This window comes from Mesorhizobium sp. B2-6-4, assembly GCF_006441495.1.
Taxonomy (GTDB): domain Bacteria; phylum Pseudomonadota; class Alphaproteobacteria; order Rhizobiales; family Rhizobiaceae; genus Mesorhizobium.
The window spans coordinates 1-20,127 of the sequence record NZ_VFUE01000021.1 but is presented as its reverse complement, the minus strand read 5'-3'; the positions used below and the strand labels follow the sequence as shown (position 1 = coordinate 20,127).

The following is a 20,127-nucleotide window of genomic DNA, read 5'->3' as shown; positions in this document are numbered from 1 at the left end:
TTGCGATGCCCAGGAAATAGCGCCTTGCCTTATGTTCGATAATCGGCTCATCTGTGCACGGGGCGTTCTCGAAAATAGATCAATGAACCGGGCACATCTTTCACAGCTTGCGGTGCTGGCAACTGTTGCCCAATGCGGCAGCTTTCGCGGCGCGGCCAGGGAACTGGCGATCGCCCCGTCGGCGGTCAGCCATGCCGTGTCCAGCCTTGAGGCGCGGCTTGGCGTGCGGCTGTTGGCACGCAGCACCCGCAGCGTTGCCCCGACCGAAGAGGGCGCGCGGTTGCTGGAACGATTGCGGCCGGCGCTGTCGGAGATCGACCTGGCACTGGAGGCGGCGGTCGAGGCGCGCGACCGGCCGGCCGGCAATCTGCGGCTGAGCGTGCCGCGCACGGCAGCCCATCTGGTGCTGAACCCGCGGCTCGGCGCCTTTGCCGCGGCTTATCCCGATATCGTGCTGGAGATCGTTATCGAGGACCGCTTCACGGACGTGGTGGAAGGCGGTTTCGATGCAGGCGTGCGGCTTGGCGAAAGCCTGCAACGCGACATGATCGCGGTGCGCATCGGGCCCGATATACGCGGCGCCGTGGTGGGCGCGCCCTCCTATTTCGACACCATGCCCAGGCCTCGCCATCCGCGTGACCTGTCCGATCATCGCTGCATCCGCTTCCGCTTCTCCAGCGGCATTCTCTACCGCTGGGAATTCGCCAAGGATGGCGAGGAGATCGAGATTGCCGCGCAAGGACCATTGATTCTCGACGAAGACCATCTGATCGCTCAGGCGGCGGTCGACGGGGCCGGGCTTGCCTTCGTCTTCGAGGATTATGTCCGCGAGCCGCTCCGCGATGGCCGGCTGGTTCGCGTGCTGGAGGATTGGTGTCCGTCCTTCGAGGGTTTCTTCGTCTACTATCCGAGTCGCCGCCAGATGCGGCCTGCGCTCAGGGCCTTCATCGATTTCTTCAGGGTGAGCGGATAGGCTGCCCTCTCCCTTGTGGGAGGGTGGAAGAAAGCCGACGCGACATTCGTTCGCCTTCCATGCGAGCTTCGATCATAAATACCCCGACCCGCTACGGTTGGGCGGCAATCCTGCTTCATTGGCTGATCGGCCTTGCCTTCATCGGCCAGTTCGCGCTCGGTTTCGCGATGGTCCGCATCAGCAGCCAGCGCACGGCTTTCGAGCTCATCCAGCTGCACAAATCGCTGGGCTTCCTGCTGCTCGGCCTGATCATCCTGCGCATCGCCTGGCGGCTCGGCAATGCCGCGCCGGCCTTGCCATCCTCGGTCGGATCCCTGGAGCGCCTGGCGGCGCCGCTCGCTCACCTGGCGCTCTATGCCTTCCAGATCGCTTTGCCTCTGTCCGGCTGGGCGCTGGTTTCGGTCTCGACGCTGGAAATTCCAAGCATGCCGTTCAACCTGTTCGTGATGCCCAACCTGCCGCTCGCGGAATCCGATGCCGCCGAGAGTTTTTGGGCGGCAGCGCACTGGTACCTTGCCTATGCCGGCGCAGCACTTGTGGCGCTGCATGTCACGGCGGCACTGCGCCATCATTTCCGACTGAGGGACAATGTGCTTACACGCATCGTCACGCCTTCCTCAGGCGGGGAATAGAACGGGGTTCGGCCTCGTTTGTAAGCGAGGACGCGAAGAGCGTTGCCTCCGAAGAAGGAAATAATCTCATGTATGCGCGACTCCTCGGATCGGCGGCCCTTGCCGCTTGCCTTGCCGTGCCTGTCTGGGCAGCAGTTGTCCTCGATGATGCCGCCGGCAGTTACACGATCAGCCAGGCTGACTCCTCGATCCGCTTCACCATCGGCAAGGCCGGCGGCGGCGGTTTCGATGGTGCGTTTGCTCACTTCAAGGGCACGATCCGCATCGACAATGACGACGTCAGCCGCTCGAAGGTCAACCTTACCATTTTTCCCGAAAGCGTCGGCACCGGCCAGGGCCGCATCGACGCTTTCCTGCGTTCAGACGCCGTGTTCGATGCGGCCAACAGCCCCGAAATCCAGTTCCGCTCGACCAGCGTGACCCGCACCGGCGATACGACGGCGCTTGTCACCGGCCGGCTGACGGCGCGCGGCAAGACGTTTGCGGAAAAGTTCACCGCCGAGCTCGATGGCCTGAAGTCCGGCACGATCGGGTTCCACGTCACCGGCAAGGTGCTGCGGTCGCGCTACGGAATGGATGTCGGCACGCCGATCTATTCCAACGTCGTCGGTTTCGACATGAGGCTGACGGGGAAGAGGGGTTGAGCCATCGCTCCCCGCTCGTGGGGCGAGGAACTTGGCCCCCGCATTGGCTTTTGCCCCGATTTCAGGCAAACCTCCTCGCCTGTAATCGAGAGGAGAAGCCTGATGTTCCGATGGGGTGTGTTATCGACGGCCAAGATCGGTCGCGAGCAGCTTTTGCCTGCGATCGTGGAGGCGGAAAATGGCGTGCTGTCGGCAATCGCCAGCCGCGATCAGTCGAAGGCCCGTGCGCTGGCCGATCGCTTCGGCGCGCCGCATGCTTTCGGTTCCTATGAGGAGTTGCTCGCCTCGAACGAGGTCGACGGCGTCTATATCCCGCTGCCGACATCGCAGCATGTCGAATGGACGGCCAAGGCCATTCAGGCGGGAAAACATGTGCTGGTCGAAAAGCCGTTGGCGCTCGACGCCAAGGACATTCCGCCGCTGATCAAGCTGCGCGATGCCAGCAAGGTGTTGGTCTGCGAAGCCTTCATGGTCGTCTACCATCCGCAATGGATCAAGGTGCGCGACCTCATCGCCAGCGGCGTCATCGGCCGGCTGCGCCATGTGCAGGGCGCGTTCTCCTATTACAATGTCGATCCCAACAACATGCGCAACCAGCTCGACCTTGGCGGCGGCGCGCTGCCCGACATCGGCGTCTACCCGACCGTGTCGACGCGCTTTTCCACCGGCAAGGAGCCGCTGCGCGTGCAGGCGACGATCGAGCGCGACAAAAAATTCGGCACCGACATCTATTCCTCGATCCGCGCCGATTTCGGCGACTTCGAACTGTCCTTCTATCTCTCGACCCAGATGGCCGCGCGCCAGGTGATGGTGTTCCATGGCGAGAACGGGTTCATCGAGGTGTTTTCGCCGTTCAATGCCGGGCTCTACGATCACCACCGCGTCGAGTTGCACAACCAGAACCACACGGAGGCGCAGGTGTTCCGCTTTCCCGGTACGCAGCAGTACCGGCTCGAGGTCGAGACCTTCGCGCGGGCGGCCCAGGGCGGCAAGGAGCGCGTCTTCACGCTGGAGGAATCCGTGCTCAACCAGAAGGTCATCGACGCCATCTTCCGCGCCGGCGGCAAGGATGGCTGGGAGGCGGTCTGACCATCATTGATATATTCCGGTTCGAGATTCATACGGTAGCCAGCTAACGGGAGGGGAAATTGGCTGACGACGCGGATGTCATCATTGTCGGCGCCGGCCTTGCCGGGCTGGTCGCCGCCGCCGAACTGGCCGAGGCCGGCAAGAAGATCGTCATCGTCGACCAGGAACCGGAGCAGTCGCTGGGCGGCCAGGCCTTCTGGTCGTTCGGCGGTCTGTTCCTCGTCGATTCGCCCGAGCAGCGGCGCATGCGCATCCGCGATTCGCACGAGCTGGCGCTCGAGGACTGGCTGGGCACCGCCGCTTTCGACCGGCCGGAGGATCACTGGCCGCGCAAATGGGCCGAGGCCTATGTCGGCTTCGCCGCCGGCGAGAAGCGCTCCTGGCTGCTGGAGCGCGGGATGAAATTCTTTCCCGTGGTCGGATGGGCCGAGCGCGGCGGCGGCAATGCCATTGGCCATGGCAATTCCGTGCCCCGCTTTCACATCACCTGGGGCACCGGTCCCGGCGTGCTCGAGCCCTTCGTGCTGCGCGTCCGCGAAGCCGAGAAGAAGGGACTGATCCGCTTCAAGTTCCGCCACCGCGTCAACGAATTGATCCGCACCGGCACGAGGATCGACGGGGTGCGCGGCGACATCCTGCAACCAAGCACCGTCGAGCGCGGCCACAAGAGTTCGCGTGAGATATCAGGTGATTTCGAGGTTCATGCGCAGGCCGTGATCGTCGCCTCCGGCGGCATCGGCGGCAACCACCAGCTGGTCCGGGAAAACTGGCCGAAGCGTCTGGGCGCGGCGCCGAAGTGCATGATCACCGGCGTGCCCGACCATGTCGACGGCCGCATGCTGGCGATCACGGAACAGGCCGGCGGCAGCGTCATCAATCGCGACCGCATGTGGCACTATGTCGAGGGCATCAGGAACTGGGCGCCGATCTGGACCGATCATGCCATCCGCATCCTGCCCGGTCCGTCGTCGCTGTGGCTCGACGCCAGGGGCAAGCGCCTGCCGGTGCCGCTTTACCCCGGTTTCGACACGCTCGGCACGCTCAGCCACATCACGAGCACCGGGTTCGATTATTCCTGGTTCATCCTGACCAAAAAAATCATCCAGAAGGAGTTCGCGCTCTCGGGCTCCGAGCAGAACCCGGACCTGACCGGCAAGAGCTGGCGCCAGGTGCTCGGCCGCGCCACGTCGGGCATTCCGGGCCCGGTCAAGGCGTTCATGGAGAAGGGCGAGGATTTCATCATCGAGGCCGAACTGCCCGATCTGGTGGCGCGCATGAACAAGCTGGCCGGCGGCGAACCGCTGCTCGACGTCGCCCATGTCGAGCGCGAGATCCGCGCCCGTGACCGGCAACTCGACAATCCCTTCTCCAAGGACATGCAGGTCACCGCGCTGCGCGGAGCGCGGGCCTATCTCGGCGACCGGCTGATCCGCACGGCCAGGCCGCACAAGATGCTCGATCCCGCGAACGGCCCGCTGATCGCGGTTCGCCTCAACATCCTGACCCGCAAGACGCTGGGTGGCCTGCAGACCGATCTCGAAAGCCGCGTGCTGGGGAGCGATGGCGAGCCGGTTCAGGGCCTCTATGCGGTCGGCGAAGCCGCCGGTTTCGGCGGCGGCGGCGTGCATGGCTATGCGGCGCTCGAAGGCACGTTCCTGGGCGGCTGTATCTTCTCCGGCCGCAGCGCCGGCCGGGCGGCGGCTCGTTCGGTAGGCTGAGCGCCGAACGGCTTGGCAGTCGCTGGGTTGATCATCGTCTGTCGATTGTCATGCGAGGAGGCCCTCACCAGATCCACTCGCTTTTGCCGAGCGCCGACACCGCCTCGACGATGCGGGTAAAGCTGGCGCGGGCGCGGCCGACCGTGTGCCTCGCCCTGAGATAGCCGTGCACAAGCCCTTTTTCCTCGAACCAAGTGGCTCGCCCGCCGCCCGCCACGATGCGGTCGCGATAGGCCTCGCCGTCCGACGACAGCGGATCGCACTCGGCGGTGATCAGCACGGTCGGCGGCAGGTTGGCGAAATCGGCGTCGGCCAGCGGCTGAAGCGTGATGTCGCCGGTCTGATCCACGCCGCCGGTACGGATGTGCTTGTAGAATTCGAGGTCGCGCGTGGTCAGCATAGGCGCTTCGGCATGCTTCAGATAGGAGCCACGCGAACGGTCGCCGCCGAGCCCGGGATAGATCAGCACCTGCCCGATCGGTTTCTTCGCATGGCCGCGCGTCGCATGGCTGACTGCGGCGCAGAGATTGCCACCGGCGCTGTCGCCGCAGAGCAGGATGGGATGATCGCGGGTGGCTGCCGCCCACTCGAAGGCGTTCATCGCATCGTCAAACGCAGCCGGATGCAGATGCTCCGGCGCCAGCCGGTAGTCGACCGAGACGACGTCATAGCCGGTGCGGCCGCAAAGCTCGGCGCAAACGTCGTCATGGCTGTCGAGCCCGCCAAGGATGAACCCGCCGCCGTGGTAATAGAGCACCGTTGCCACTGCCTGCGGGGCGCTGCGATAGATGCGGATCGGGATATTGCACGCCTGTGCGGCAATAGCGGTGGTTTCCGCTGTCACCCCCTCGGGATAGCCGGCAAAGAACTCCCGGCACATGCGGGCGTAGATCTCGCGCTGCTCGGCAATCGTGTAGTCGATCGTATCCGGCGGGTAATAGGAATTGGTCCGCTCGATGAAGGCCCGGGTCTCGGCATCAATGAGTTTGCTGTAGTCGGTCATGGCCGCGCCGACTGTGAACGGCGAGCCCAGGCACCCCCCTCTGTCCTGCCGGACATCTCCCCCGCAAGGGGGGAGATTGGCAGTTCAATCGACATCGCCCTTATTGCAGCGTTGACGATTGGCGAAAGCGGAAATGACATCCAATCTCCCCCCTTGCGGGGGAGATGGCCGGCAGGCCAGAGGGGGGTGCCTCGCGCCGTCATCTCTGGCATTGCTTTACTTCCCCTTCCACACCGGTTCCCGCTTCTCCGCAAAAGCCCGGAACCCTTCCATATTGTCCTCGGAACCGTACAGCGCATCGACCGTCGGCAACTGCCGGCGCGTCACCCTGTTCATCGCGTCCTGGAAAGTCAGCGCTTCGGCCACCCGCGCGGTTTCCTTGATCGCGGCGAAGACAAGCGGCGGGCCGCTGGCGAGCAGGCGGGCGATCTCCCAGACGCGGTCCTCCAGCTTCTCCTTCGGCAGCACCTCGTTGACCAGGCCCCAGCGATGCGCCTCGGCAACGTCCATCCAGCGGCCAGTGAGCAAAAGGTCCATGGCGACATGATAGGGAATGCGCTTCGGCAGCTTGATGGTCGCGGCGTCGGCAAGCGTGCCGGCGCGGATCTCGGGCAATGCGAAGGAGGAGTGATCGGAGGCGTAGATGAGATCGCAGGACAGCGCCAGCTCGAAGCCGCCCCCCACCGCCATGCCGTTTACGCACGCGATGACAGGCTTGTTCAAGTCGCGCAGTTCCTGCAGCCCGGCAAAGCCGCCGACGCCATAGTCGCCGTCGACGGCGTCGCCGCCGGCGGCGGCCTTCAGGTCCCAGCCGGCGCAGAAGAACTTGTCGCCGGCGGTCTTGACGATGGCGACGCGCAAGCCGGGGTCGTCGCGAAACGCCTTGAAGGTCTCGCCCATCAGCCGAGAGGTCTTCAGGTCGATGGCGTTGGCCTTGGGCCGATCGAGCGTGACCTCGAGGATCGAGCCTTCACGGCGGGTCGAAACGACGTCAGGCATTCTTGTTCTCTCCCAGCACCAAAAGCGCATCGGCGATCCAGGCGCCCTTGCCCTCGCTGCAGACGATCAGCGGATTGATGTCGAGTTCCTCGATCTCGCCGGCATTCGTCTGCACGAAGGCAGCAATGCCCGCGATGGCGTCGATGGCAGCTTGGACGTCGGCCTTCGGCCGACCGCGATAGCCTTCGAGCAGCGGGAACAGTTTGAGACCGCGAAGTGCTGCCTCGATGTCGTCGCGGGTCGCCGGCAGCATCAAGGTGACGCTGTCGCGCAGCAATTCGACCAGCACGCCGCCGGTGCCCAGCGTCATGACAGCGCCGAACATCGGATCGCGGGTGAAGCCGACGATCAGCTCGGCGACGCCGTCGCGCACCATGCGCTCGACATAAAGGCCGGTGCCGAGCGGCAAAAGGTCGTGCGCGGCGGTGCTGACGGATTCGGCGTCCCTGAGGTTGAGCCTGACAGCGCCGACCTCGGATTTGTGGGTGACACCCAGGGCCTTCAGCGCCACCGGGAAGCCGAGCGCCATGGACGAGATCACCGCCTCGACGGCACTGTCGGCGCGCTCGCCCTTGGGCACCGGCAGCCCGGCCTTGATCAGCCGCGCCTTGGCTTGCGCCTCGTCAGGCGTGACATGCTCGCCGCCGGCAGCGCCGGAAGCGGAGGTGTCGACCGGCTGCGCCTGCGGCTCGCGCCAGGCCCAGCCGATGAAGGCGGCCGCCTGGGCGGCATCCATCGCTTCGGAAATGCCGAACAGCGGCACCATGCCCCGCGCCATCAGCTCGGCGGTGTATTCCTCGGGCAGGTTCTCGGGCAGCGACGAGACGATCGCGCCATGCGCCTTGTTGGTCTTGAGCGCCGATTCGAAGGCGCGCAGCGTCGCCCACCAGTCGGTCACCGAGCAGCGGTCCGGGCGCGGGAAGTCGAGCACCAGCATGTTGAGGTCGAAGCCGCCCGACACCATGGCGGTGAAGGTGGCGGTCATCGCCGGCTCGTTGTTCCAGATGAAGGTGTGGTAGTCCAATGGATTGGCGACCGCGACCAGCGGCCCGAGCGTCGACTTGACGTGGGCACGGTGTTCTTCCGTCAGCACCGGGAAGTTGACCCAGCGGCCTTCGGCGCTGTCGGCCATGACCGAAGCCTCGCCGCCCGAACAGCTCATCGATGACAGGCTGTAGCCGGGCAGCGGACCGGTGACATGCAGCAGCTTCAGCGCCTCGATGAAGGCGGGGATGGAATCGACGCGCGCGATGCCGAGCCGTTTCAGGAAGGCCCCGGACGCTGCGTCCGAGCCGGCGAGCGACGCGGTGTGCGAGACGGTCGCTTGCCTGGCCTGTTCGGAGCGGCCGACCTTCATGGCGATGATCGGCTTTTTCAATTCCCTCGCCCGTGCCGCCAGCCGCTCGAAGCCGGCTACCGAATCGAAAGCCTCGATGTGCAGGCCGAGCGAGGTGACGCGCTCGTCCTCGATCAGGCCGAGCGCCATTTCGGAGAGGCCGGTCTGCGCCTGGTTGCCGGCGGTCATCAGGAAGGCGATCGGCAGGCCGCGCTTCTGCATCGTCATGTTGATGGCGATGTTGGACGACTGGGTAATGATGGCCACCCCTTTGCCGCCGTCGGCCAATCTTATGCCGCCATGCTGGTCGGGCCACAAAAGCGCGCCGTCGGCATAGTTGATCAGGCCGTAACAGTTCGGGCCGATGATCGGCATCTCGCCGGCGGCGGCGACGAGTTCGGCCTGCAGGCGCTCGCCATCCGCGTCATAGGCTTCGGTTTCGAGGAAACCGGCGGCAAAGCAGACGGCCCCGCCGGCGCCGCGTTCGGCCAGGGCCTTGATCACGTCGATGGTCAGGTGTCGGTTGACGCCGACAAAGGCGGCGTCCGGCGCGCCGGGCAGATCGGCGATCGAACGATAGGCCTTGCGGCCGGCGACCTCTTCCTTGCTCGGGTGCACCGGCCAGATCTCGCCGGCAAAGCCCATCTTGATCGACTGTGCCACGACCGCGGCGGCCTGCGCGCCGCCGAACACGGCGATCGATTTAGGGCGCAGAAGGCGTTCAAGTTTGTGCATGGATCAGGCCCCGAACGGGCGCAGCAGCGCCCGCGAAATGATGTGGCGCTGGATTTCCGACGTGCCTTCCCAGATGCGCTCGACGCGCGCATCGCGCCAGATGCGCTCCAGCGGCAGGTCGTCCATCAGCCCCATGCCGCCATGGATCTGGATCGCCTCATCGGCGACGAAGGCGAGCATTTCGGTGGCCTTCAGCTTGGCCATGGCCATGTCCTGGTCGGTGACGGTGCCCTGATCGTACTTCCAGCCGGCTTCGAACACCATCAGGTCGGCGGCCTTGAGCTCCGTCGCCATGTCGGCGAGCTTGAACGACACGCCTTGAAACTTGCCGATCTGCTGGCCGAACTGCTGCCGCTGCGCGGCGTACTCGACCGCGTGACCGAGCGCGCGTTCCGCGCGGCCGAGACAGGTGGCGCCGACCTGCAGGCGGGTGGCGCCGAGCCAGGAATTGGCAACGTCGAAACCCTTGTGGACTTCACCCAACACCTGGCTTGCCGGAAGGCGGCAATCGTCGAATTCGAGGATGGCGTTGGTGTAACCGCGATGCGAGACGTTGCGATAGCCCTCGCGCACAGTGAAACCCTTGGTGCCCTTGTCGACGAAGAAGGCGGTGATCTTCTTGCGTTTGCCGCGCGGCGAATCCTCTTCGCCCGAGGCCATGAAGACGATGGCAAAGTCGGCGAGGTCGGCGTGGGAGATAAAGTGCTTGGTGCCGTTCAATACCCAGTCGTCGCCGTCCTGCACGGCGGTCGCCTTCATGCCGCGCAGATCGGAGCCGGCGCCCGGCTCGGTCATCGCCAAGCAATCCCATTTCTCGCCACGGATGCACGGGAACAGATATTTTTCGCGCTGCTCCGGCGTGCCGGCCAAAAGGATGTTGGAGGGGCGCGCGACGCAGGTCCAGTGCAGCGCGTAGTTGGCGCGGCCGAGTTCCTTCTCGTAGAGCAGCCAGGTCACCGTATCGAGCCCCGCGCCGCCGACATCGGCCGGCATGTTGGCGGCATAGAGACCGGCTTCGATCGCCTTGGCCTTTAGCTCCTCGATCAGTTCGCGGCGCAGCACGCCGGTGCGCTCGACCTCGCGCTCATGGGGGTAAAGCTCATTCTCGACGAAGGCGCGCGTCGTCTCGACAATGAGCTTCTGTTCCTCTGACAGACCGAAATCCATGGTCTCAGCCTTTCTTCTTTTTCTTCGGTTTTTCGGCTTTCTTCACCGGCTTCGATGCCTTCGCCTTCTCGGCCGCCTTGGAGGCGGCCGGCTTTTTCGCCGCCAGCTTGGCCAACTGCTTCGTATAGTCCCTGTGCAGGGCGCCGGCTCCCCAGCCCTTGCCCTTGTTCTGCTTCGAGAGCGCATCCATGATGGCGACCAGATTGTCGTCGCGGATCTTTTCCAGTTCGCGGATCGACAGGCCATGCGCCTGGTCGTCCGACTGCGTGGCGATCAGGTCGACCAGTTCGTCGTTGAACTCCGGTACGTCCATCAGCTTGGTCCACGGCCATTTCAGGCAGGGGCCGAACTGCGCCATGAAGTGGCGCATGCCGGCTTCGCCGCCGGCGACGCGATAGACCTGGAACATGCCCATCTGTGCCCAGCGCAGGCCGAAGCCATAGCGCATGATGTCGTCCAGTTCCTCGACGGTGCAGATGCCGTCCTTGATCAGCCACAGCGCCTCGCGCCAGGCGGCTTCCAGCAGGCGGTCGCCGACGAAGGCTTCAATCTCCTTGCGGATGACGACAGGCTTCATGCCGATCGAGGCATAGATCTCCTTGGCGACCTCGACCGCCTCGGGGAATGTCTGGTCGCCGCCGACGATTTCCACCAGCGGCAGGAGATAGACCGGGTTGAACGGGTGACCGACGACAAGCCGCTCCGGGTGTTTTTTCATCGCCACCTGCATGTCGGTCGGCTTGATGCCTGATGTGGACGAGCCGACGATGGCGTTGGCCGGCGCGTGAGTGTCGATCTCGGACAGGACCTTATGCTTGAGGTCGAGCCGTTCCGGCACGCTCTCCTGGATGAAATCGGCATCGGCCACCGCCTCGGCGATGGTCTTGGCGAAGGTCAGCCTGCCTTCTTTCGGCAGGCCGCCCGGAACCATCTGCTTGTAGGCGCGGCGCGCGCCCTTCATCACTTCTGAGACCTTGCGCGAGGCCTCGGGATCGGGATCGAAGATCGACACGTCGATGCCATTCAAGAGCAGGCGCGCCACCCAGCCTGCGCCGATGACACCGCCGCCGATGGCGGCCGCCTTGTTGATGATGCTCATGGTCAGGCTCCGGTTCTTGTCTTGGCTGTTTCGGGATCGGTGAGCGGCACGCGCTCGCCGGCGCGGATAATGGCGGGGTCGTAGGCCCTGCGGGCAAAGACTTCGAGCGCGAATGGCCTGAAGAACTCGATCGGCAGCGTCTCGTAGTCGGGGTCGAAGCTCGACTGGTCCCAGCGCTCGCAGAACTGGTCGCAATCGTCGAAATAGGCATGACCGGCGAAGCGGTCGCGCGCATGGCGGTTGCCGCCAAGATGATGGGCATAGTAGAGGCGCTGGAAATCGCCGTGCTTCTCCACCACCCAGGTGCATTGTTCGCGCACGAAAGGCTTCAGGATCGACGCGGCGTATTCGTCGTGGTTGTAGGGTGCGTAGATGTCGCCGATGTCGTGCAGCAACGCGCAGGCGATCCAGTCGGTGTCGGCGCCGTCGCGCCAGGCGCGTGTTGCCGCCTGCAGCGAATGGCCGAGCCGGGTGATCTTGTAGCCGGAAAGGCCCTCGTCGAGTTGAACCAGGGCTTCCAGCAACCGATCACCGGTTTTGGCGGCATAATCGATTTCATGGGCGATCAGGAATTCGTAGTCGTCCTTGTCGCCATCCTTCATTGCGGTGAATTTGACGGTGGCCATCTGAAGCTCCCCTCTCTATGCCGCGATCGGCGGCCGCTTGGTGAGGTTGAGCTTCCTGCGCACTTCCTCCGGCCCCAGAATCCTGGCGCCGAGATTGGTGACGATGCTGGCGGCACGTTCGACCAGCTGCGCGTTGGTGGCAAGCACGCCCTTGTCGAGCCAGAGATTGTCTTCGAGACCGACGCGGACATTGCCGCCGGCCAGCACTGCGGCGGCGGCATAGGCCATCTGGTTGCGGCCGATCGAAAAGGCCGACCAGCTCCAGGTCGACGGCACGTTGTTGACCATGGCCATGAAGGTGTTGAGGTCGTCAGGCGCCCCCCATGGCACGCCCATGCAAAGCTGCACAAGCGCATCCGGCTTCAGAACCTGTTCCTCGACCAACTGCTTGGCGAACCACAGATGGCCTGTGTCGAAGGCCTCGATCTCCGGCTTGACGCCGAGCGCGGTCATCATGCCGCCCATGGCACGCAGCATGCCGGGCGTGTTGGTCATGACATAGTCGGCCTCGGCGAAGTTCATGGTGCCGCAGTCGAGCGTGCAGATCTCCGGCAGGCACTGGCGCACATGCTCCATGCGGTTGGTGGCGCCGCCCATGTCGGTGCCCTTTTCATTCAGCGGCAGCGGCGCTTCGGGCGAGCCGAACACCATGTCGCCACCCATACCGGCGGTGAGGTTCAGCACCACGTCGACGTCTGCCTCGCGGATGCGCTCGGTCACCTCGCGGTAGAGATGAACGTCGCGCCTGGGCTTGCCGGTCTCGGGATCGCGCACATGGCAATGCACGATCGCCGCCCCCGCCTTGGCCGCGTCGATGGCCGAATCAGCGATCTCTTTGGGCGAGCGCGGCACATGCGGGCTGCGGTCCTGCGTGCCGCCGGACCCGGTCACGGCACAGGTAATGAAAACCTCACGGTTCATCGCAAGCGGCATGGAACTCTCCTCCCAGTCGAAACAGGCGCCAAGCATCGACCGACTTGCCGAAAACTGCTTTGCGTTTTACGAAGCTTCCATGACTAAAGGCGAAAAACTGACGATCTTTCGCGCCGAGCGTCTGCCGCTCAAGGTGACGATGCTGGTGTTTTCCGGCTCGTCCATCATGTGCGTGGCCTCGGCGGTCGACCCGCTGCGCGCCGCCAACCGCATCTCCGGCGAGACATTGTTCGATTTCAAGCTGGTTTCCGTAACCGGCGAGGCGCCGGTCACTACTTGCGGCCTGCCAGTGGCGGTCAGCGGCCGCTTCGACGCGGCCGAACCGACCGACGTTCTTGTCGTCGTCGCCGGTTTCGGCACGCAGAATTATGCGACGTCGGCTCTGCTCTCGGGCCTGCGCCGCGCCGCCCGTTCGGCGCGCGCCTGCGGCGGCGTCGAGGCCGGTACATGGCTGGTCGCGCGGGCCGGCTTGCTCGAAGGCCGCAGCGCCACCACCCACTGGGAAGACATGGAGGATTTCTCGTCGGCCTTTCCGGGCGTCGACGTCCGCCCGGACCGTTACGTCATCGACGGGCCGGTCTTCACCTCCGGTGGCGCCTCGCCCACCTTCGACCTGATGCTGCACCTCGTTCGCACCCGCCTCGGCATGGCCGTGGCGCTCGATGTGGCCAGCGTCTTCATCTACGATCAGGCCCGTGCGGCCACCGACGCTCAGCCCCTGGTCTCGCTTGGCCGGCTAGACGGCTATGATCCGCGCCTGGCGCAAGCCATCCGGCTGATGGAAGCGCATGTGGACCAGCCGTTGACGGTCGCCGCCGTGGCAAAGCGCGCCGGGGTTACGGCACGGACACTGGAGAGCATCTTCCGCAAGTCGATCGGCGAGACGCCCGGCGCCTACTATCTCAGGCTGCGCCTGGGCGCTGCGCGGCGGCTGGTGATCGACACCAGAGTGGCCATGGCCGACATTGCCGGGCGGACCGGATTTTCATCCGCCGCGGCATTTTCGAGGGCGTTTTCAAGAACTTTCGGTGAAGCCCCGGTCAGGCTACGCCGGGGTTGATGTACATGTCGTCCAAAGTGGAAAGCGGTTGATCAGGCAGCGTTCTGCCGGTCGCCGCCACTATCGATCTGCGAGCGCATCTGTCTTGCCAGATGGGTCTCGAAACGGCTGGCAACGGCGCGGTCCCATTCGTTGGAGCGGCGCGCACCATCCTTCGGATGCGGCATTGCCATCAGCCGGTCGATGATCGACCCGGCCTCGCCATTTGAGAGCAGGGCGTCGATTTCACGTTCGTTCTGCATATCGGTTCGCCTCCTTCTTCCTCTCCCGCCACGAGCACCTTCTTATAGGAGATTCGTGACGGCAGTTTGAAGGCAAGAGAGAGGCGATTGAGGGGCGTCAGTGGGCAAAACCTTGTCGTCGATTCCGCACTGGCGCAAAGCCCTTTCACCCGGTCTCGGCGCCACCCTCGTCCGCCCGCCGGCACCTTTTCCGTTCAATGGCGAACAGGGCGGCAGGCAAATAAGCGCGACGCCGGGAACTTCTCCCCGCGAAGCGGCGTGGGTAAGCGGAGCGGCGGCTGAACGAGCCGCCGCCCGCCTTTCATCCCTTACACGTAGCGGTTGACGATGTTTTCCAGCAGTTCCTGGCGGCCGGAGCGCGGCTGCGGTTCGATCTTCTTCTTCACCACGCGCTCGGCGATGTCCTCCAGCGTACGCTTGCCGGCAAGCATCGCTTTGGCCTCGGCGCTGTTCCAGCCCGCGTAGCGCTCGGCGAGCGGAGCCGACAGCGCCTTGTCTTCGACCATCTTGGCGGCCGCTTTCAGGCCGCGCGCGCAGGCATCCATGCCGCCGATATGGCCGATCAGCAGGTCCTGCGAATCTAGCGACTGGCGGCGCAGCTTGGCGTCGAAATTGGTGCCGCCGGTCTTGAAGCCGCCCGCCTGCAGAACCTGGTAGTAGGCCAGTGCCATCTCCGGCACGTTGTTGGGGAACTGGTCGGTGTCCCAGCCCGACTGGTAGTCGTTGCGGTTCATGTCGATCGAGCCGAAGACGCCGAGCGCATTGGCCAACGCCAGCTCGTGCTCGAAGGAATGGCCGGCGAGGATGGCGTGGCCCTGCTCGATGTTGAGCTTGACCTCCTTCTCCAGTCCGAAGCGCTTGAGGAAGCCATAGACGGTCGCGACATCGTAGTCGTACTGGTGTTTTGTGGGTTCCTGCGGCTTCGGCTCGATCAGGATCGTGCCTTTGAAGCCGATTTTGTGCTTGTAGTCGACGACGAGGTTGAGGAAACGGCCGGCCTGCTCCTGCTCGCGGGCAAGGTCGGTGTTGAGCAGCGTCTCATAGCCCTCGCGTCCGCCCCAAAGCACGTAATTCTCGCCCTTCAGCCGCTTGGTGACGTCGATGCAGCTCTTCACCGTCGCCGCCGCATAGGCAAACACATCCGGATCGGGGTTTGTCGCGGCACCCGACATGAAACGGCGGTGCGAGAACAGGTTCGCCGTGCCCCACAAGAGCTTGACGCCAGTCTGCTTCATCTTGGTGGCGAAATAGTCCGCGATCTCGTCGAGGCGCGCGGAACTTTCCGAAAAATCCTTGCCTTCGGGCCGCACGTCGGCATCGTGGAAGCAGAAATAGGGCGCGCCGAGCAGCGAGAACATCTCGAAGGCGACGTCTGCTTTCAGTTTTGCCAGTTCCATCGTGTCGATGCCGCCGGCCTTGGGGAACCACGGCCGATCGAAGGTCTGGCCGCCGAACGGATCGCCGCCCGGCCAGGCGAAGGAATGCCAGTAGGCGACGGCGAAGCGCAGATGGTCTTCCAGCCGCTTGCCGGCCACCAGCTCGTCCGGGTTGTAGAACCGGTAAGCCAGCGGATTGGCCGAATCCGGCCCCTCATATTTGATCTTCTTGATGTCGCCGAAAAAGCCGCTGCTCATGGATTTCCTTCCTCTCCGAAATGGCTCCGCCTGATTACCTCAGGCGTAATTGGTTCCGTTCGTCCGTTGGATGAAAAGGGTCATGTCAAAGCCAACGAAGGAGACAGATCATGACCGATCTCAACAAGATCGCCGAAAGCTACATCACCGCCTGGAACGAGAGCGACGCCGCGCGCCGTCAGGCGCTGCTCAAGGCGACTTTCACCGAAGACGTCAGCTATCGCGATCCCATCATGCAGGGCGACGGCCATGAAGGCGTCGCGGCGCTGATCGACGGCGTGCAGCAGCGCTTTGCCGGCTTCCGCTTCTCGCTGAAAGGCACACCGGACGGGTTTGCCGACAAAATCCGCTTTTCCTGGAACCTCGGCCCGGAGGGCACACCGTCCGTCATCGAAGGCACCGATATCGGCGTCATCGAGAACGGCCGCCTGAAGAGCATCACCGGCTTCCTCGACAAGGTGCCGGCGCAGTGAGGCTTCACGGCTAAGGTGGGCGCCAGGCGCCCCCCTCTGGCCTGCCGGCCATCTCCCCCTCAAGGGGGGAGATTGGCTGATTTTTATACCTTCGCCAACCTCCGGCCTTGCAAGGCTGGCGTAGCCGCCAAAGCTGCCGATCTTCCCCCTAGAGGGGGAGATGCCCGGCAGGGCAGAGGGGGGCGCATGGCGCCTGCTCACGCCGTTGCCGCCCTGATCGCCGGATAAAGCCCGCGGTAGCGCTGGTAGGCATCGGCAAACGCACCATCCAAGCCGGCATCCGGTTCGATCGTTGCATCGGTCCTCGGCGCCGTGCAGACATCGAGCGGATCAGTGTCCGTCGCTGCGATCAGGCCGAGCCGGGCGGCGCCGAAGGCGGCGCCGAAATCGCCGTCGGCGGGAATGTCGACAGGCAGCTGAAGCGCGGTGGCGATGGCCTTCAGCCAGTAGCGCGAGCGCGAGCCGCCGCCGATCGCCGTCACACGCATCAAGCTCGTGCCCGCAGTCTTCAACGCCTCGAGGCTGTCGCGAAAGGCGAAGGCCACGCCTTCCAGCACGGCCTGGGTCAGGACGGCGCGGCTCGATTCATGCGCCAGTCCGGTAAAGGAGCCGCGAATGACGGAATCATTGTGCGGCGTGCGCTCGCCCGAGAGATAGGGCAGGAAGGACATGCCGGTCGGCGCCTTCAGTGTATCGCCCAGTTCCGATGTCAACTCGCCTGCGCCCTTGCCGGTGATCTCGGACAGCCAATTGAGCGAATCGGTGGCCGACAGGATGACGCCCATCTGGTGCCAGGTGTTGGGCAGCGCATGGCAGAAAGTGTGGACCGCGCTTGCCGGGTTGGGCAGATAGGAGGCATTGGCGGCAAACAGCACGCCCGACGTGCCCAGAGACACGAACGCATGGCCGGCACGGACCGTGCCCATGCCGCAGGCGGAAGCCGCATTGTCGCCGGCGCCGCCGGCAATCGGGATGCCGGCTTCGACGCCCCATTTTGACGCCAGCTCGCCGCGCAGCCCACCGGCCTTCTGCGTACCCTCGACCAGGGATGGCATGTGCTTTTCGTCGAGCGACGTGGCCGCGAGCAGGTCGGCGGACCAGCGCCGCTTCCCAACGTCGAGCCAGGAAGTGCCCGCCGAGTCCGACATTTCCGAAATATGTTCGCCGGTCAGCCACAGCCGCAGGAAATCCTTGGGCAGCAGCACCTTGGCCACTTTGGCGAAAATGGCGGGTTCGTTGTTCTTCACCCAGGCGAGCTTCGGCGCGGTGAAACCGGGAAAGACGATGTTGCCGGTCAGCTCGCGAAACCGCGGATCGGCGTCGAGCGCGGCTGCCTCGGCATGGCTGCGCGTATCGTTCCACAGAATGCAGGGGCGCAGCACCTTGTCAGAGGCATCGAGCAAGGTGGCGCCATGCATCTGACCGGATAGGCCAATGCCTTTCACCGCCGCGAACTGCCGGGGATGGGAGGCCTTCAGTTCGGCAATCGCGTCTTCGCAGGCGCGTAGCCAGTGGGCTGGATCCTGTTCGGACCAGCCGGGATGCGGCCGCGAAACGTCGAGCGCGCCATGGCCGGAACCGATGACGGTCTGTTCGGCATCGATCAGCAGCGCCTTGACGCCCGACGTGCCCAGGTCGAGGCCGAGATACATGTTTTCCTCCCCTGCCATTATTTTTTTCGGATCTCGAAAAAATCTGGCCGAGGCCGTTTTTAAGCCAAGATCCGCTGCGGGTCAATTCTCTGACAATCGGCCGCGCATCACGAAAACAACGCCGACGGCGGACTGTGTGGCCGCGCCAGCGTACGCGCCGCCACCAACACGCTTTGGAGGGTTGGCGAGACGCACGCCAAGCACCAATTCTGGCTCAATCAAAGCACAGCTCTGTCCGGCCCGTTTTCCAGTTCATCAACCATGACGGGCAGATTAGGTTTTGTAAAACGGAACGAATTGTGTCTTCATTGCGGCGTAGGGTGGGGGCTTGCAATCGCGAATCTTGGAGGGACGCGGTGCGGCGCTTTGAAAACAGACTTTCGAATGGCGGTTCGGAAGACATCGCTAAATTAGTTGTTCTGAAACGGCATATGCCGTTGATGTTTCATCCTCGGATGCTTGGCGTTCTTGCCGCGACGTCGCTGGCGTTGCTGCCCAATTCCGCGGCCTTCGCCGCATGCCTGCTCGTTCCGACCGCCGGAAACGACACCTTCATCTGCGACAGCGGCGATTCGGGCGGCAGCCTCAACGATCTGAACGGCGACAACACGCTCACCTTTCCCTCCGGCGGCACCGGCCAGGTGAGCGGCAATGTCACCTTCGGCGCCGGTTCGGACCGCATCGACATGCGGTCCGGTACCATCACCGGCACGGTCGACCAGGGCGGTGGCGCCGATTTCACCACCGGCGCTGGCACCGTCGTCGGCAATGTGCAGCAAGGCTCGGGCATCGACGACTTCAACATGAGCGGCGGCCAGATCGGTTCACTTAACCAGGGTGATGGCCTCGACACCTTCACCATGACGGACGGACGCATCGTCGATTTCTTCGACGACGGCGACCATGCGGTGATGACCGGCGGCCGCATCGGCCGCGTCAACATGAAGCTCGACCAGAACTACTTCAACATGTCCGGCGGCACCATCGACCGCAACCTGGTCACCGGCTTCGACAAGGACACGATCATTCTTTCGGGCGGCACGATCGGCGGCAACATCAGTGTCAGCGGCGGCAATGACAGCGTGACGATTACCGGCGGCACGGTCGGCGGCGACGTGCTGATGAGCTTCGGCGCCGACAGTTTCGTCTGGGATAGCGGCGGCATCATCTATGGCGCCGTCGACCTCGGCGCCGACAACGACACGGCAAAGCTGAGCAACCTGACCAATTCCAATCTGGGCGGCGCCGACGCGCTGAATGGCGGCCTCGGCACCGACACGCTGAGTTTCGACAATGTCAAGCTCAAAGGCATCAGCCGGGTGCAGAACTGGGAGAGCATCGACGCCACCAATGACACCGAACTCACGCTGGACGGCAATCTGGTGCTGGGAGACAGCGGCACCGGCACGGGCTCGCTCAGCGTCGATGCGGCAAGCACGCTCTATGGCGGCGGCTTCAACGCGTCGATACAGGCCTTTACGGCGGGCCAGCTTGCGGACGTCGTCAATGCCGGCCGCATCGACCTGACCAATGGCAGTACAGGCGCGACGGATCGGCTGACGATTTCGGGCAATTACACCGGGCTTGGCGGCCTGCTGCTCATCCAGACGGAACTCGGCGATGATTCCTCGGCCTCGGACAGGCTGGTGCTGTCGGGCGGCACGGCTTCCGGCTCGACCGGCATCGGGGTGGTCAATGTCGGCGGCACGGGTGCCGAGACGACGCAGGACGGCATCATGGTCGTCCAGGCGGTCAATGGCGCCACCTCCAGCGCCAGCGCCTTCGCGCTCGACGCGCCGGTCGCGGCGGGCGCCTTCGAATATTATCTGTTCAAGGGTGGCGTCACCGCAGGCAGCGCGGAGAACTGGTATCTGCGCTCGTCGTTGATAACGCCGACATCGCCGGCCGCGGCGCCGCCGGGGATCGGACCGACGGCGGCGCCCGAGCCCGAACCTCCGGCAACCGAGCCGCCGCCGCCGCCTTCCCAACTGCCGCACGTGCCCGTGCCGTCCGAAGGCGACGTCAACAATCCGCCGGTCTATCCGACGCCGCCGGTGCAGGCCGGCGATCCGGAGCTCCAGCCCCCGCCACCCCCGCCGGCGGCACCGGCGG

The 20,127-nt window shown here is 64.5% G+C and carries 17 protein-coding genes and 1 pseudogene; 8 read left to right on the top strand and 10 right to left on the bottom strand.

Annotated features, from left to right (window positions below; all coding sequences use genetic code 11):
* Window positions 1-82: 82 nt before the first annotated feature.
* The 5 genes from FJ426_RS24775 (at window position 83) to FJ426_RS24755 (ending at window position 5,056) form a co-directional block, all read left to right on the top strand.
* A complete protein-coding gene (locus tag FJ426_RS24775) occupies window positions 83-973 on the top strand; it encodes a LysR family transcriptional regulator (protein WP_140561804.1) in 891 nt (296 codons plus the stop codon).
* A 59-nt stretch (window positions 974-1,032) separates the two neighbouring features.
* Window positions 1,033-1,605 carry a cytochrome b gene (locus tag FJ426_RS24770; protein WP_140561806.1) on the top strand — a complete coding sequence of 191 codons (573 nt, stop codon included), beginning with the start codon at window positions 1,033-1,035 and terminating at the stop codon, window positions 1,603-1,605.
* A gap of 68 nt (window positions 1,606-1,673) precedes the next feature.
* Complete coding sequence (locus FJ426_RS24765) at window positions 1,674-2,249, top strand: YceI family protein (protein WP_140491123.1); 576 nt, start codon at window positions 1,674-1,676, stop codon at window positions 2,247-2,249.
* A gap of 102 nt (window positions 2,250-2,351) precedes the next feature.
* Window positions 2,352-3,338, top strand: a complete 987-nt coding sequence (locus FJ426_RS24760; RefSeq protein WP_140561808.1) for a Gfo/Idh/MocA family oxidoreductase — start codon at window positions 2,352-2,354, stop codon at window positions 3,336-3,338.
* A 59-nt stretch (window positions 3,339-3,397) separates the two neighbouring features.
* A complete protein-coding gene (locus FJ426_RS24755; protein WP_140491118.1) occupies window positions 3,398-5,056 on the top strand; it encodes an FAD-binding dehydrogenase in 1,659 nt (552 codons plus the stop codon).
* Window positions 5,057-5,120: 64 nt separating this feature from the next.
* Here FJ426_RS24755 and FJ426_RS24750 read toward each other — a convergent pair whose 3' ends face one another.
* The 7 genes from FJ426_RS24750 to FJ426_RS24715 form a co-directional block, all read right to left on the bottom strand.
* The gene (locus FJ426_RS24750; RefSeq protein WP_140561809.1) at window positions 5,121-6,059 is read right to left on the bottom strand and encodes an alpha/beta hydrolase; all 939 of its coding nucleotides are present in this window, start codon (window positions 6,057-6,059) and stop codon (window positions 5,121-5,123) included.
* Between the two features lie 216 nt (window positions 6,060-6,275).
* On the bottom strand, window positions 6,276-7,058 hold the full coding sequence (locus FJ426_RS24740; RefSeq protein ID WP_140517770.1) for a carnitinyl-CoA dehydratase: 783 nt from the start codon (window positions 7,056-7,058) through the stop codon (window positions 6,276-6,278).
* Entirely contained in the window at window positions 7,051-9,129 is a 2,079-nt protein-coding gene (locus FJ426_RS24735) for an acetate--CoA ligase family protein (RefSeq protein WP_140676574.1), read from the bottom strand. Before FJ426_RS24735 ends, FJ426_RS24740 begins: the two co-directional genes overlap by 8 nt.
* Before the next feature lie 3 nt (window positions 9,130-9,132).
* Window positions 9,133-10,296: an acyl-CoA dehydrogenase gene (locus FJ426_RS24730; RefSeq protein ID WP_140662300.1), complete on the bottom strand. Its 1,164-nt coding sequence runs from the start codon at window positions 10,294-10,296 to the stop codon at window positions 9,133-9,135.
* Between the two features lie 4 nt (window positions 10,297-10,300).
* Window positions 10,301-11,395 carry a carnitine 3-dehydrogenase gene (locus FJ426_RS24725; protein WP_140676577.1) on the bottom strand — a complete coding sequence of 365 codons (1,095 nt, stop codon included), beginning with the start codon at window positions 11,393-11,395 and terminating at the stop codon, window positions 10,301-10,303.
* A gap of 2 nt (window positions 11,396-11,397) precedes the next feature.
* Window positions 11,398-12,021 carry an HD domain-containing protein gene (locus tag FJ426_RS24720; protein ID WP_140676580.1) on the bottom strand — a complete coding sequence of 208 codons (624 nt, stop codon included), beginning with the start codon at window positions 12,019-12,021 and terminating at the stop codon, window positions 11,398-11,400.
* A gap of 15 nt (window positions 12,022-12,036) precedes the next feature.
* Window positions 12,037-12,954 carry a 3-keto-5-aminohexanoate cleavage protein gene (locus FJ426_RS24715; RefSeq protein WP_140491102.1) on the bottom strand — a complete coding sequence of 306 codons (918 nt, stop codon included), beginning with the start codon at window positions 12,952-12,954 and terminating at the stop codon, window positions 12,037-12,039.
* A 79-nt stretch (window positions 12,955-13,033) separates the two neighbouring features.
* Between FJ426_RS24715 and FJ426_RS24710 the strand changes: the two genes are divergently transcribed.
* Window positions 13,034-14,014 carry a GlxA family transcriptional regulator gene (locus tag FJ426_RS24710; protein ID WP_140554542.1) on the top strand — a complete coding sequence of 327 codons (981 nt, stop codon included), beginning with the start codon at window positions 13,034-13,036 and terminating at the stop codon, window positions 14,012-14,014.
* A 32-nt stretch (window positions 14,015-14,046) separates the two neighbouring features.
* On the opposite strand, the gene FJ426_RS24705 is transcribed toward FJ426_RS24710, so the two are convergent.
* Together FJ426_RS24705 and xylA are read right to left on the bottom strand one after the other, a co-directional pair.
* On the bottom strand, window positions 14,047-14,256 hold the full coding sequence (locus tag FJ426_RS24705; protein WP_140491096.1) for a hypothetical protein: 210 nt from the start codon (window positions 14,254-14,256) through the stop codon (window positions 14,047-14,049).
* Window positions 14,257-14,564: 308 nt separating this feature from the next.
* Window positions 14,565-15,890, bottom strand: a complete 1,326-nt coding sequence (gene xylA, locus FJ426_RS24700; RefSeq protein WP_140561821.1) for a xylose isomerase — start codon at window positions 15,888-15,890, stop codon at window positions 14,565-14,567.
* 110 nt (window positions 15,891-16,000) lie between these two features.
* Here xylA and FJ426_RS24695 point away from each other — a divergent pair, with 110 nt between their 5' ends.
* Window positions 16,001-16,363 (top strand): nuclear transport factor 2 family protein, encoded by a 363-nt coding sequence (locus FJ426_RS24695; RefSeq protein ID WP_140517777.1) that lies wholly within the window; start codon window positions 16,001-16,003, stop codon window positions 16,361-16,363.
* Window positions 16,364-16,560: 197 nt separating this feature from the next.
* Here the strand turns inward: FJ426_RS24695 and xylB are convergent, their stop codons facing one another.
* Window positions 16,561-18,015: a xylulokinase gene (gene xylB, locus FJ426_RS24685; protein ID WP_140561831.1), complete on the bottom strand. Its 1,455-nt coding sequence runs from the start codon at window positions 18,013-18,015 to the stop codon at window positions 16,561-16,563.
* Between the two features lie 455 nt (window positions 18,016-18,470).
* Between xylB and FJ426_RS24680 the strand changes: the two are divergent.
* Window positions 18,471-20,127, top strand: a pseudogene (locus FJ426_RS24680) (autotransporter outer membrane beta-barrel domain-containing protein); the annotation flags it as partial.